This window comes from Rufibacter soli (assembly GCF_054781795.1).
The window spans coordinates 1,633,641-1,647,256 of the sequence record NZ_BAAGTS010000002.1; the positions used below are offsets into that span (position 1 = coordinate 1,633,641).

8 protein-coding genes and 1 riboswitch are annotated in these 13,616 nt (G+C 50.2%); of the genes, 4 read left to right on the forward strand and 4 right to left on the reverse strand.

From position 1 onward, the window contains the following. Position 1: 1 nt before the first annotated feature. Entirely contained in the window at positions 2 to 1,951 is a 1,950-nt protein-coding gene (locus tag ACYVJQ_RS08725; protein WP_460892688.1) for a putative porin, read from the forward strand. 303 nt (positions 1,952 to 2,254) lie between these two features. Further along, entirely contained in the window at positions 2,255 to 2,848 is a 594-nt protein-coding gene (locus tag ACYVJQ_RS08730; protein ID WP_460892689.1) for a MiaE family protein, read from the forward strand. A gap of 186 nt (positions 2,849 to 3,034) precedes the next feature. Here ACYVJQ_RS08730 and ACYVJQ_RS08735 read toward each other — a convergent pair whose 3' ends face one another. After that, entirely contained in the window at positions 3,035 to 4,303 is a 1,269-nt protein-coding gene (locus ACYVJQ_RS08735) for an asparagine synthetase B (RefSeq protein WP_460892690.1), read from the reverse strand. Positions 4,304 to 4,436: 133 nt separating this feature from the next. Here ACYVJQ_RS08735 and ACYVJQ_RS08740 point away from each other — a divergent pair, with 133 nt between their 5' ends. Together ACYVJQ_RS08740 and ACYVJQ_RS08745 are read left to right on the forward strand one after the other, a co-directional pair. Beyond that, complete coding sequence (locus tag ACYVJQ_RS08740; RefSeq protein WP_460892691.1) at positions 4,437 to 5,672, forward strand: ABC transporter permease; 1,236 nt, start codon at positions 4,437 to 4,439, stop codon at positions 5,670 to 5,672. Positions 5,673 to 5,765: 93 nt separating this feature from the next. Then, positions 5,766 to 5,836: riboswitch (Fluoride riboswitch) on the forward strand. A gap of 47 nt (positions 5,837 to 5,883) precedes the next feature. Beyond that, positions 5,884 to 7,200, forward strand: a complete 1,317-nt coding sequence (locus ACYVJQ_RS08745) for a voltage-gated chloride channel family protein (RefSeq protein ID WP_460892692.1) — start codon at positions 5,884 to 5,886, stop codon at positions 7,198 to 7,200. Between the two features lie 72 nt (positions 7,201 to 7,272). Here ACYVJQ_RS08745 and ACYVJQ_RS08750 read toward each other — a convergent pair whose 3' ends face one another. The 3 genes from ACYVJQ_RS08750 to ACYVJQ_RS08760 all read right to left on the reverse strand — a co-directional run bounded on the left by ACYVJQ_RS08750 (position 7,273) and on the right by ACYVJQ_RS08760 (position 13,400). Next, the gene (locus tag ACYVJQ_RS08750; RefSeq protein WP_460892693.1) at positions 7,273 to 7,911 is read right to left on the reverse strand and encodes an OmpH/Skp family outer membrane protein; all 639 of its coding nucleotides are present in this window, start codon (positions 7,909 to 7,911) and stop codon (positions 7,273 to 7,275) included. A gap of 131 nt (positions 7,912 to 8,042) precedes the next feature. Beyond that, positions 8,043 to 10,487: an outer membrane beta-barrel protein gene (locus tag ACYVJQ_RS08755; protein ID WP_460892694.1), complete on the reverse strand. Its 2,445-nt coding sequence runs from the start codon at positions 10,485 to 10,487 to the stop codon at positions 8,043 to 8,045. 474 nt (positions 10,488 to 10,961) lie between these two features. Continuing rightward, positions 10,962 to 13,400, reverse strand: coding sequence for a TonB-dependent receptor domain-containing protein (locus ACYVJQ_RS08760; protein WP_460892695.1), 2,439 nt, complete (start codon positions 13,398 to 13,400; stop codon positions 10,962 to 10,964). Positions 13,401 to 13,616 lie beyond the last annotated feature (216 nt).

A 13,616-nucleotide genomic window follows, 5' to 3' on the forward strand; every position in this document is an offset into this window, starting at 1 on the left:
CGTGAATTACAAAAAGCTCCTTTCTGCGGTTGTTGTTTTCTTGCTGGGTACCTCGCTGCTTACCCAGGCCCAGGTGTTGAACGACTCCACCAAATCCATTTATGGGTCTGCCACTACCATGGTGTTGTATGAGCGAGATATCTTTAAAGGCAACCTCACGCCCAGCCGTATTGACACCTCCCTCACCAATCTGCACAGTCTTCGGCATTGGTACTATGATTCTACCCTGCAGCAGAACCTGGGGAACGTAGGTACCGCCTCCCAGCCGCTCTTCTGGCAAATGCCCACCATCCTGGGGAATCGCCTGGGCCGAAATGCGTTTGATGTCTACGCCGTTAATCCCAAGACCATTGAATACTATGATACCAAATCACCCCACACGTTTTTGAACTACTTGCAAGGGTCGTTGGGCGAGTCTATCTTCCGGACCAAACACACGCGTAACGTCAAACCAAATTGGAACGTGGGGGTGGGCTATGAGCGGGTAGGCAGTGAACGGCAGATTGGCTCCATTGGCAACCGTTTGGACGGATTGGTGAGCCATTACGGCTTGCAGGCGTTTACCCATTATTTCAGTAAGAATGAGCGGTACCGGTTAATGGCCAATTACAGCCAGACCAGCCATGAGCAGATAGAACTGGGGGGCGTTAGCCCAGAGGCCGGCGATACCCGCGACAGCCTTTTTAGCTACAAGTCTGAGGCCGTGAGGCTAAATAAGGCGGCCTCTGAGGAAAAGCGATACAATTTCCATGCTACCCAATGGTATAAGCTGCTGGGCCCCGGCCTGCAACTGTACCATACCCTGGACGTGAACACGCAGCATAATGAATTCTCAGATGAGGCCTTGCCCTATACTACCTCTAAAGATTCTAAGCCAATTCTAATATTCTATCCCAGAACTCTGCTTGACACGGCACAAACCAAGGACGAGTCCTACTTCCGGCAGATAGAAAACACGTTTGGGGTGATGGGCAGCGGAAAGCTTTTCGTGTACCGGGCCTATGCCAAGCGCCGCGATGGAATTTATGAGCTATCGGCCAGAGGGGCCCGTCAAGAAGAAGTGGCCGGAGGAGGCACCAACCGGGTTAATTACCAGAACCATGTAAACCGCACCATTGCCGACAACTTTATTGGCGGTGAGGCCCAGTTCAGGCTGAAGAATGACATCTACGTTACCACAGATGCTGAATTCCAATTAGGCGGCGGGGATTACCGGCTAAATGCCCAGGCCCGCCTCAAGTACCTGACCGTACGCCAAACCAGAACCTCTTATTCGCCCACCTTGCTGCAGCGCGTGTACATCAGTAACCATTTTGAGTGGTTCAACTCTTTTGAGAACACTCAAGCTACTCAGTCTGCCGCTACCCTGGAGGCTGGGATAGGGAACCATTATTTTGTGGGCCAACTGCAATACACCAACCTGCAGAATTACGTGTATTACCAAGACTCGGTAGGCTCGAAGGAAAACTTCGCCACGCCTGCTCAAACCAATGATGGCATTAACCTAATACAGGCCAGTGCCCGCTACAAATTCAATATCAAGGCTTTTGTGCTTGACAACACCGTCTATTATAACAGGGTGAGCGGTCCAGACGTGATCAGGATGCCAGAGTGGTACGTGAACAGCAAGGCGTATTTGCAGGGACCTATGTTCAAGAAGGCCATTAACGTGCAGGCGGGGGTAGAAATGAACTGGCATTCTACTTATCTAGCCGATGGCTATATGCCGGTAACGCAACAGTTCCATCTTCAGAACGCCTTCCCGGTAAGCCAATATCCTACCTTAGATGTGTTCCTGAACACTGATATTAAAACCATCAACATTTTCCTGAAAGCCAGCCACCTGAACACGGTTACTAAAAGTTGGGAGCCGGGATATTTTGCAACTCCTTATTATCCGGCTAACCCCTTCAGCTTTATCTTCGGGCTGCGCTGGAACTTCTATGATTAGAAGGGCATTAGGAGATTTGAAAATGTGAAGATGTGGAAATGGTAATTCTGTGCCTTTGTTGGTGTTCTCACCAACAAGAAGAAAGCACTTTCAACTGCCACAAAAGGCATTTGGTTAACAGGTAACCTGGTTTGGACCTGATTTCATAAAAATGGCTCTAAAACGCTGAATTTAGAAAATACCGGCTTTTTCAGTTTGTTGGTGAGAACACTAACAAAGGCGACGTTCTTACAAACTCATTACTATTTTCAAATCTCCAAATGTCCATATCTCCTCATTTCCCAATCTTCAAATTCTTTACCCGTGGCTAAATCAATTCTTAAACTGCAACTGCCCACAGACCCGCGGTGGGTGAACATAGTGGAAATGAATATTGAGGATATTCTGGTGGACCACGCTTATTGTGAGCAGAAGGCGGCCACCTCCGGCATCTCCCTGATTGTGAAGTACCCAGACAAAACTAAGCTGGTAGAGGAAATGACCGCCCTGGTAGCCGAGGAATGGGGCCACTTTGAGCGCGTCATGGACGAGCTCAAGAAGCTGGGCTTCGGGTTAGGGCGTAACCGGCCCGATGAGTACGTGGTGAAGCTTAGTCAGCACATCAGAAAGGGGAACCTTCGGGAGCGGCAACTCATGGACCACCTGCTAGTGAACGCCCTCATTGAAGCCCGTAGCTGCGAGCGTTTCAAACTGCTTTGGCAAAACCTGGAGGACGAAGGTCTCAAGAAGTTCTACTATGAACTGATGGTCTCAGAGGCTGCTCATTATGTGAGCTTCGTGAAGTTGGCCAAGGAGTACATGCCCAAAGAAGTGGTTGATGCCCGCTTAAATGAACTCTTAGAGATTGAAGCCGATATCATTGCCAACCTGGAACACCGGCCGGACAGGGTGCATTAAAAGAATTGTTGATTGTTAATTGCTGATTGTAAAAAATATCAGATATAAAAGTGCAGAAATAGGTTTGGGTCTGTTTTGAGCCTGTTTTCTTGAAAACAGGCTCAAAACGGTTTTTGGTATTAGATATCCCTAAACTTCCTCGGAAAAAAAACAATTAGCAATTAACAATTAACAATTAACAAGCAATTAGGTCTTCTGCTTTTTCTTCTTAGCCGCCGGGAAGAGAATGTTGTTGAGGATTAACCGGTAGCCGGGGGAGTTAGGGTACAGCGATAAATCCGTAGGCTCCTCTTCCACAAAGTGTTGGTAGTCCTCGGGGTCATGGCCCCCATAGAAGGTCCAGGTGCCTTTGCCGTAGGTGCCGTGTATGTACCGGGCTTCGTCAATGGCTTTGTTCTCGCCCATAATCACCACGTCAGACTTAATTAGCCTCTTCTTGAACCCGGTGGTCAGACCCATAAAGCCCTTGATGGTTTTCTCGTGGTTTTGGGTGAGCATAGTAGGGATGGGGTCCCATTTAGCCGAGTAGGTGAAGAGCTGGAAATAGTCATTGTTCTCCCGCAGGCCCCGCTCCATTTGGGAGTTGTCAATGTTAGAAAACTCGGGGTGGTAGGGGTCTCTAATTAGCGTAAAGTCTTTGAAGGCGAAGGTGTTGTCAAAGTTGAGTTTAGATTGCGCTTGAGGGTCTGAAGGGTCGCCGTCAAACATGCTTTCGGTGATGTCCAGGCCAATGGCGGCCAGGGCAATGTCATAGGTGTCAGTGGCAGAGCACATGGCAAACATGAACCCGCCGCCCGCGCAGAAGTCCCGAATGCGCTGTACTACGGCGCTCTTTAGCTGCGGAACTTTTGAGAACCCGAATCGCTTGGCAATGGCCTCTGACTCGCGTTTCTGTTCTAGGTACCAGGGCGCGTTCCGGAAGGCGCTGTAGAACTTGCCCTGCTGGCCGGTAAAGTCTTCATGGTGCAGGTGCAGCCAATCAAATTTAGGCAGTTTGTCCTCCAGAATATCATCGTCATAAATGAGATCATAGGGAATCTCGGCGTAGGTTAAGACTAGCGTCACAGCATCATCCCAGGGTTGTTTGGACTTGGGGGAGTAGACCGCAATTTTGGGGGCCTTTTCCAGTTTCATCACATCCATGTTAGACTCAGGCGCAGCAATCTGGGTCAGGATCTGGTTATACTGCGCATCAGAAATGGCCTGGAAACTGATACCCCGCACCACCAACTCTTTCTCCAGTTCGGGAGCTTGTTTAAAGGCGAAGGCACCGCCCTGGTAATTGAGGAGCCAATCAACCTCCACCTGGCGCTGCAAGGCCCAATAGGCAATGCCGTAGGCTTTGAGGTGGTTTTTCTGGCTTTGGTCCATGGGCAGCAGCAGGTAAGATGCCCAGCCGGGGGTAGTCACCAACAAGCCCAACAGCACTAAAAAAATCCGGCACAAAGACTTCATCTATAAGTGGTTTTAATCAAATTTAGGAAAATCGGGCAATATTCAGGAAAACAAGTACTTTTATAAGAGTAAGAAATCCCTTGTATTTACGACAGATAAAGAGTTCCGGTGCGGTCCAGGATTCTGATAAGCCATGAATTACTTAGAAAACATAAAAGAAGGTTTTCGCTCCATCAAGAGCAATCTATTGAGAACCGTGCTCACGGCCTTAATTATCTCCATAGGCATTATGTCTCTGGTAGGTATTCTAACGGCTATTGAAGGAATCAAGTATTCGGTGTCCAATACCTTCTCTACCCTGGGGGCCAATTCCTTTGATATTGAGAAAAAATGGGACGGCCGGGGCAGCCGCGGTGGCCGCCAGAATAAAATGTACCCCGATATTACCGAATTCCAAGCCAAGCAATACAAAGAACTGATGCAGGATAAGGCCCGGGTAAGCATTTCTGCGCAGGTGAGCGGCAGTGTGGCCGTAAAAGCAGGCAATATCAAAACCAACCCCACCAACTCTGTGGTAGGCGGCGATGAGAATTTCCTGGTCAATGAAAACTATGACTTAGACCTGGGTCGGCCCTTTTCCAGCCTGGAATACGAGACAGGGGCCCCGGTGGCCATTATTGGTGATGAGATAGCCGAAAAACTGTTCCCCAAGCAAAGCCCCGAAGGGAAAAGTATTATCATGCTGGGCCGAAGGTTTAAAGTAGTAGGTAAGATAAAAAGCCAGGGCGGCGGCATGGGCGGCGGCGGAAGTAACCGTCTTATCATTATCCCACTGGAAGCCGCTACTCAGATTCCTACCCCCACACCGCTTACCTTTAACATCAAGTCTGCTATTCTAGGCGAAACCAGTTTAGCCTACGCCATGGAAGAGGCCACCGGCATTATGCGCAAAGTGCGCCAGGACCGCCTGGGGCAGGAGGCTTCCTTTGAGATTACCCGCAGCGACTCTGTGGAGCAAACCCTAAACAAGATTACCGGCTACCTGAAAACCGGCGGCTTTCTGGTAGGATTCATCACCTTGCTGGGCGCGTCTATTGGCCTCATGAACATTATGATGGTGAGCGTGACGGAGCGTACCCGTGAGATTGGAATTAGAAAAGCCTTGGGCGCCACCATCAAACAAATCAGGCAGCAGTTTTTGATTGAGGCTATTGTGATCTGTGTGCTGGGCGGCATAGTGGGTATTTTGCTGGGTGTTCTTATGGGCAACGGCATTGCTATCTTAATTGGGCAGGGCGAATTCTTTGTGCCTTGGCTTTGGATGGCGGTAGGGATGGCTATCTGTGTTACCGTGGGGTTGTTCTCTGGTTATTACCCGGCCTACAAAGCCTCTAAGCTAGACCCTATTGAATCTTTGCGCTACGAATAGATTTTCGTGCTTTTCTGTTTTAAGGCCGTTTTTCTGAAAACAGGCCCAAAACGATCCTCCATTCACTTGTGAAAATGCAGGTGACCCGCTACTTTTGGATCTGGTGATGGGGTGCCACCAATTCAACCGCCTCTTTTGCAAAGGCTGATGACTCCTACATGGGTGCCGGAGGTTCCGGTGCCTAGGTTGATCATGGAATCAAATCAGGGGTATGCCTAATTTTAAGTCTTTCTTTCGCGGGTCTCTTCTTCGGGCCAAAGCCTATCCGCACCTCTTCCTAAATTTTACTTTTTTAGCCGGATGGGTCTTTCTAGCCTCTTTGGTAGGAGTGCTGGCCGGTAGCGCGTCTGCCTTGTTTCTGGTGTTGCTGGACCTAGCTACTACGTACCGGGAGGAAAACCTGTGGGTGATGGCTTTACTGCCCGTGGGTGGCTTGATCATTGGCTGGGCTTATCACCAATGGGGCCGAGAAGTAGAAGGAGGCAATAACCTGTTGTTAGAGGCAATCCATACCCCGGCCAGAAAAAGAATCCCCTTCCTGATGGCGCCCTTGGTGTTGCTTGCTACAGTCCTCACGCATTTAGTGGGCGGTTCAGCGGGGCGTGAGGGAACCGCCGTACAGATGGGCGGCGCCTTAGCCGACCAATTAACACCTCTCTTCCGGTTAAAGCCCCGCGACCGTAAACTTCTCCTGATCTGCGGCGTGAGTGCCGGCTTTGCCTCAGTGTTTGGCACGCCGCTGGCTGGGGCCGTTTTCGGTCTGGAGGTGTTTTTGCTGGGGCAGTTACGGTACAATGCCTTGCTGCCCAGTTTCCTGGCGGCCGTGGTGGCAGATGCCGTGACCACCGCCTGGGGCGTAGGCCATACTGCTTACCCGGTGGTGGAAGTCCCAGCGCTATCCATTACTACGTTTGCCGCTGCCCTGGCCGCCGGAATCGCTTTTGCCTTGGCTGCCCGCCTATTCTCCCATGCTTCTCACCTGGTAGGTTCTTTTTTCAAGAAATATGTTGGGTACTCGCCTTTGCGGCCGGTGGTGGGTGGCGCCTTACTGGCAGTGATCATTTACCTTTTAGGTACCACCAAATACATAGGCTTAGGCATTCCAACCATTGTAGAGTCTTTCCAGAACCCGTTGCCCCGGTATGATTTCCTGCTCAAGCTAGCCCTCACCGCTCTTACATTAGGCTGCGGGTTTAAGGGGGGCGAGGTAACGCCCTTGTTTTTCATTGGGGCCACGCTGGGCAATGCTTTGTTTCCCTGGGTGCCGCTGCCCTTAGAAGTATTGGCGGCCATGGGGTTTGTGGCGGTCTTTGCGGGGGCGGCCAACACGCCCTTGGCTTGCACCCTAATGGCTATGGAACTATTTGGCGCCGAAGTAGGAATTTATGCTGGCCTGGCCTGCGTGGTAGCCTACTTGTTTTCCGGGCATACCGGTATTTATGGTGGGCAGGTGGTTGGCAGCAGCAAGCACCCGTTTTATGCCCGTGAAACGGGCGTGTCTCTGGCAGATATCCGGAAAAAGCTGTAGTAAATAGGCTTATAACAGAAGAAGCCCGGCAACTTGCCGGGCTTCTTCTGTTATAAGATAAAAAAGGAAAGCCTATTTCTTCTTAGTGGCTTTGTATTCCTCGTTCAAACCTTTCAAGGCCTCAGTGGTGATGTCCAGGGAGGCATCTCCGTAAAGGATGGCGCTGTTGCCACGGCTATAAGTCAAGACCATTTTATAACCTTTCTCCTTGCTGATTTTCTTCAGGTAGTCCGCTACTTTGTCGTAGATTTTCTTCATCTCATCGTTCTCGTCTTTAGCCAGTTGAGAACCTGAGGACTGTTGCTGGGCGGCAATCTGCTGCTCTTTCTGGGCCAGGCGTTGCTCTGTAGAAGCGCGTTGCTCCTGGGTCATGCCGGCACCGGTTTGTCTGTATTGCTCCACTTCCTTCTGGAAGCTGCTGGCTTTGGTCCGTAGATCGGTTTCCATTCTTTTGCCTTTGGCTTCTAATCTGGCGCGCACGTCTTTGAAATACTGGTAGTTACTCAAAAGCGTGTCTGAGTTGATATACACAATTTCAGGGGCGGCGGCCACAGCTACCGGAGCTTCGTCTGCCTCTTCAGCGGTGCTGTCTGCGGCCGAAGTGGTGGCGGTAGTAGCCGTTTTAGTGGTAGTAGAAGCCTGGTCGTTTTTACAGGCGGCAAAAGAAGCGGACACCAGGGCCAGCAAAAGGAGATTTTTAGATAGGTTCACAGTCAATCGTTAAATAAATAATGAAGAATCTGAGGCAGGGAAGGTGGTCTTCTCTGCCTCAGATGTACCAATAGGGCTTCAATTTAAGAAAATAATTTGGAAGCCATGGACCAGTAAGGGCTCAGGCGAAATTAATTCCCGCCGGCCCGGTTTAGTTCGTCCAGGCTGTTGCTGCGTTTCTTCACTTCAAATTTCTCTCCTTTGTTAAAGCGGTACCGCAGGTTCACCCGCACGCCGCGGCCAAAGTTATACATGTCAATCACGTTCTGGTTACCGTTCACCGCCGAGGTGCCCTGCATTTTGTTGGACCGGAAGAGGTCGGTCACGGCCAGGTTGGCTTCCAGTTTGTCTTTCAGGAAAGAGCGTTTTACCGCCACATCCACCCAACCGGCGGCCTTGGTGGTATAGACGTTGAAGACGCCTTTGCTCCGGTAGGTACCGTTTACTTCCAATTTAAAGTTTTTGGGCAGCATGATGTTGTTATTGATCTGGGCAGACAACATAGTCTGGGCGTTCTGGATTCTGCTTCCATCTAACACTAGAGTGGTATAGCTTTGGCGGGCCACCGTCACGTTATTGTTCATGTTCCATTTAGAGGTGATGGTTACTGGTACCACGGCAGTGGCGTTGATTACTTCGCTCTCCACGTTGCTCTGTTTAAAGATCATCTTGTTTTCCTCCGGGAAGAAGCTAGGTACCTCAGAGATATCATCTTTGGTGTAGGCATAGCCTAAAATCAGGTTGTAGTTCTTCTTGAAAGTCTGGGTTACCTGGAAGGATTGGGTGTATTCCGGTTTCAGGTAAGGGTTGCCTTCCGCATAAGTATTGGCGTCAATGTAAAACCGGAAAGGGTTGAGGTTGCTGTAGCGCGGACGGTAGATGCGGCGGCTGTAGTTGTAGCCCACGGTGTAGTTATCATAGATTTTCTGCTGCACAAACACGCTGGGGAACCAATCTAAGTAGGAGCGGGGCGTCACTTTCTGGTTGGGGATGGAGTTTCCTTTGGAGTCTGTGTACTCGGCTCTCAGGCCGGCCTGCAAGGTGAATTTTGGGCTAAGGCTAGCGCTGAAATTGGAATAGGCGGCATAAATATTCTCCTCATAAATGAAATGGTCCGCGGCGCGTTTGGTATCCCGTACTTTCAGGCCGTTCTCAAAGCTGTAAAAGTCTATCTGGTTGTCAGACTCCACGTAGCTGGCTTTGGCGCCCAATTCCAATTTTCCTTTAATGGACGGGAAGGGCCGCATGTAATCTACTTTGGCGGCATAGATCTGGTAAGAGGTAGGGTTTTCGTTCTCAAAATACTCTTGCTCAGGGGCTTTTCCAGTAGAAAACGTCCTGTCGTTCAGGAAGTCGCTATAATTGTCTTCGGTGATTCTGGCTACATCCACGTCTCCGGAAAGGGTGGTGCCCAAGGTGTCTAGTTTGCCGGCATAATGCGCGTTAAACGTCACGTTGCTGAATTTACCTTTGTTATGGGTACCGGTTTGGTTGTGGATGGCGCCGGTTTCTCTGGGGTCAAGTAAGGTAGATTTGGTATTCACGCCGGAGTTGTTGCGGGATTGATTCAGGCTGACGGTGGCGCCCACACTGTGGTTTTTTTTCAGATCATAATCGGTCCCGAAGCGGGCGGAAGGAGAGAAGGACTCGCCTTCTTCTTTGCCGGACTGGGTCAAGGTAGCGTTCTGGCCTTCGCGGGTGAAGGTACGGTCCATGCTGAAGGTTCTTTTTCTGGGACGCTGGGCCATATCAATGCTTCCAAAGGAGTTCCACTTGCCTTGTTTCAGGTTCAGGTTCACGCCGGCGTTGGCCCCGCTTTTAGAGTTGTAGGAATAACCGCCGTAAACGCTACCGTTCAGGCCGGTCAAGGTGTTTTTCTTTAGGTTGATGTTGATGATACCGGCGGTGCCTTCGGCGTCAAACTTAGCCGATGGGTTGGCGATGATCTCCAAATTCTTGAGGTTGTCGGCGGGCATACCTTGCAGCATGGTTTGTAGTTGTTTGCCGTCCAGGTAGGTGAGTTTTCCGTCTACCATCACTTTCACGCCTTGTTTGCCGTTGAGCTGGATATTTCCGTCCTGGTCTACCCACACGCCCGGCGATTTAGCCAGCACGTCATAGGCGGTATTTCCGGCGGCCATGGCCGTGCCTTCCACGCTTACCACCATTTTATCAGCTTGCACGTCTACGCAGGGGCGCAGGTTATGCACGGTTACTTCCTTTAAAACCTTGGAATCCTGTTTCAGGGCTACTTTTCCAAAATCACGCGAAAACGAGGCGGCGGGCACCTCAAAGGCGGGCAGGTCCTGGTTGGCATAGCTCATAGCGGAGATACGCAGGAAATATTTGCCGGAGGAAGGGGCTTTCAAGGAGAACTTGCCCTCCAGGTCAATGGCGGTGCCGGTAAGCAGGGTGGCATCTGAGGCTTTCATAAGCGCCACGGTGCCGTAGCTCATCGGCTGGCCTTTTTCATCTACTACCAAGCCAGTAAGGGAACCGGGAGTTTGGGCTAAGGCGGCCTGGGTCAGGAATGCCAGGGCGGCCAGCAATAACAGGAAGTTGTACAGATTTTTCATTGTAGTAAGTTGTATGGTTGTGTAATGGTTATAGTACTATGTAATGCAAGGTACACCCTCAAAAAAAAAGCCTTAGCTTCTAAAGAGAGGAGGGGCTAGCGGATAAAATGCTTTTCCTGGGCCAACAGCCTTCTTTTTGGTAGTCAGGGCCACATAGGCAAACACCACTACCATGAAGGAGCCTACCAAGCATAAAACTTGGATAATTAGTTGAAGGAGGGTTGTGTTTTCCATATCGGTACTGGTTTGGTGAGTGATTAACCTCTAATGATGGAACAAATATATTAGAAGGTACTATGTAAAGCAAGGTACTGTTGCATTTTAACTAAAATATTTTTTCAGAGCGGGTAGGAGGTGGACAAGCAAGGCATTTTAAGTTGGTTTAATGGTTTCAGACTTTAATAATAAAGAACCTTCTGATTCCTGATTTGGGCCTGTTTTCCGTAAACTAGGCCCAAAACAGGAATCAGAAAATTAATTACCGCCGGCCCGGTTCATTTCTTCCAGGCTGGTGTTGCGGCGTTTCATTTCAAAGGATTCGCCTTTGTTGAACCGGTACCTGAAATTGATCTTCACGCTCTGGGCCCCGAAATACTGGTCAAAGGCATTGATGTTTTCCCCCAGGTTCGCCGAGCCCACCACTTTTCTGGTCCTGAAGATATCGGTCACCGAAAGCGAGGTTTCCAGTTGATCTTTCAGGAAGGAGCGCTTTATACCGGCATCCAACCACCAGTTCTTCTCTATTATATATAAGCCATAGGCCTGCGGACCCTGGAACCCAGCGTTCAGCTCCAGCTTGATTTTCTTAGGCAGTTGAAGGTTGTGGTTGGAGTTTAGGCTGTAGGAAAACTGTTTGTTCACTTGCCGTTCACCATTCAGGAAAATGGAGAACTTCTGGTAGCCGACGTTAACGGTATTGTTGATATCCCATTTGTTGGAAATTTTCACCGGGGCCACCAAGGTGCTGAAGTAGCTGTAAAAGTCATCGACGTTTCTGGGCCCGAAGACGGTGGTGTTGTCCTCATTTTTCTGCACTGGTATCTCGCCAATAAAATCGGTGGTTTTGGAATATCCCAGCGTTAAGATGTAGGCGCTCTTCCAGGTTTGGGTTACCTGGAAGGAGTTGGCGTACATAGGCCGCAGGTAAGGGTTTCCCTGGGCCCAGGTAAGGGGATCAAGGTAGAAGATGAACGGGTTAAGCGAGCCGTAATTAGGGCGGTTGACCCGGCGGCTGTAGTTATAGGTCAACTGGTAATTGTCGCTTACCTTCTGTTGCACAAAAACGCTTGGGAAGAAATCAAGGTAATCTCTGGGCGTAGTTTTATCTAAGGTCACCGAATAGCCTTTGGAGTGGGTCTGCTCAGCCCGAAGCCCCGCCTGCACGCTCCAATTGGTGCCCAGGTTCAGGCTGTAATTAAGGTACCCGGCGTAAATGTTTTCTTTATAGATAAAGTGGTTACTGCGGGCGGGGTCATTGATTTGGCGGTTGCCTTCCAGGGAAAAGAACTGCAGCTCATTGTCTGATTTCACATAACTGGCCTTGAGTCCGGTTTCCAGTTTGCTTTTGTTCAGGAACTTCTTGGTGAAATCGGCCTTGGCCGCATAAATAAAGTATTGGGTGGGGTTATTGCTACCCAGGAATTCATCTCTGGTGGCTTGGTTGCTGTTGGGATAGGCGTAGGAGTTAGTGAACCTGGCCTGGTCCTCGTCTTTTATGCGGACATAATCCAGGTCGGTGGAGAAGGTGCTGCCCAGCGTGTCTAGCTTATAGGTATAATGGCCGTTAAGCGTAGCATTGAGGTATTTGCCGTCTATGGTGTTTTGGGCCCTGATGTTTTGATCTTCCGCCGGAACCGGCGTGTACAGGCGCGTATTGGTGCTGAAAATGTTATCCCAGTCTTGCGCGTTGATCTTCACCGTGGCCCCCAGGCTGTGTTTTTCATTGAGGTCATAGTCGGTGCCCAGGCGCAGGGAAGGGGTGGCCCTGATGCCTACCTCGCGGCCCGATTGGGCGAAGCGGGTGCTGCCTTCCTGAGTATTGAAAAGCCGGTCCATGGTGTTGGTGCGCAGATTGATCCAACGGCCCATGTCCAGGTTGGCGGAGGAGTTCCACTGGCCGGATTTGTAATTGAGGTTGGCACCTCCAGAATACCCGTGCTCCCCGTTGTATTGGTACCCCGAATACACGCTGCCGTTCATGCCTGCCTGGGTGTTTTTCTTAAGGTTGATATTGATGATACCGGCGTTGCCTTCGGCGTCATATTTGGCCGAGGGGTTGTTGATGATCTCCAGGTCTTTCAGGTTTTCGGCGGGCATGCTCTGCAGCATGGTTTGCAGTTGCTTGCCAGAGAGGTAGGAAAGCTTGCCGTCTATCATCACCTTCACGCCGGCCTTGCCGTTGAGCTGGATGTTGCCGTCCTGGTCTACCCACACCCCCGGCGATTTAGCCAACACTTCCATTGCCGTACTCCCGGCCGCCATGGCCGTTCCTTCCACGCTCACCACCATTTTGTCTGGGTGATTTACAATGGTGGGGCGCATAGATTCTACCGTAACTTCCTGTAACTGCGTGGCGTCTGTTTTTAAGGTGATGGTGCCGAAATCTTTGGAGAACCCAGCCCCTGAAACGGTGAAATTGGGCGTTGTGAACTCCGCGTAGCCCATGGCACTGATCTTCAGGCGATAACTACCAGGAGCAGGAGCAGGCATTTTAAAGCTACCGTTCACTTCTACGCCTGCGCCGTTGGCAATGGCGCCATCTGCAGCTTTTAACAAGGTGACGGTGCCATAGCTAAGAGGTTCTCCTTTTTCATCTTTGATAATACCGGTAAGCGCGTTGGTTGACTGGGCTTGGGAAAGAAGCGTAGAGAGGCAGAGGAGCGTACTTAAAAGAAAAGGAAGAAGTTTTTTCATAGGTAGGGGTAAGCTGTAAGGGTGATAAGGATTGGGTTCAGGTACTCTCAAACTTCGCGACGTTCTTACCCCATAGATGACGGCCGGATTAAGATGGTTGCTTGGGGGTTTGTTAAATTTTTAAGTTTTGGTTGGCTTCCTGCTTTGCGATGCGGAAAAAGGAGCCTTGGTGCAGGGGAAGTCAATTAGTTTGCCAAAGACATGAACGTATTGTAA